We start from the raw sequence: 661 nt of genomic DNA on the forward strand, positions 1-661 counted from the left end.
CGGCCACGCCGCGCCGCGTGAACACACCTATATCCAGTACGCCACGCTCAATCCCCCCGCCCCCGTGCAGCACCGCACGGCCTGCGTGCAGGACGCCAATCTGGCCTATGACCCCGGCAGCGCGTCGTGCCTTACCGAAACCCGCAGCCCGCCGCCCGTTCCCGCAACGGGAGTGGATTACGGGGCGTGGATGGTACAGGTGGGCGCGTTCTCGGCCGAGGGACAGGCCCGATTCGCCACCACCATGGCGCGGCAGGGTGACTTTTCCGTTCTTCAGGGTGCGCGCAGCATGGTCATCCCGGTGCCCCGGCCAGCCGGGGGCACCATCTACCGGGCGCGTCTGGCCGGACTGTCACAGGTCGCGGCCCTGACGGCGTGCACCACGCTCAGGAACCAGGGCCTGCCCTGCACCGTCATCCGGCCGGGACAGTAAGAGACTGTTTGAAAAAAGCTTCACCAAGCACTTCCATTATTTTCATCCATCTCATTCAGCAGAGGCGACGGGCGGGGGTACTGCCTCCAGTGCGCCGGGCACATGCAGCGCGGGCAGGTGAATATCCGCATGGCGCACCAGCATGACGGATGAGAACCCGAGCGACAGCGTATAATCCCCCGCCGCCACGGCCCAGTTGCCAGCCGCCGGATCCCACTGGCCCAGCAG

Annotated in this window: 1 protein-coding gene; it reads left to right on the forward strand. The window is 66.9% G+C overall.

The window, feature by feature from the left end; translation table 11 throughout:
• Positions 1 to 433 (forward strand): SPOR domain-containing protein (locus JCM25156_RS19475; protein WP_025814474.1); only part of this gene is annotated, 433 nt, incomplete at its 5' end.
• Positions 434 to 661 lie beyond the last annotated feature (228 nt).

It is taken from the genome of Komagataeibacter kakiaceti JCM 25156 (genome assembly GCF_000613305.1).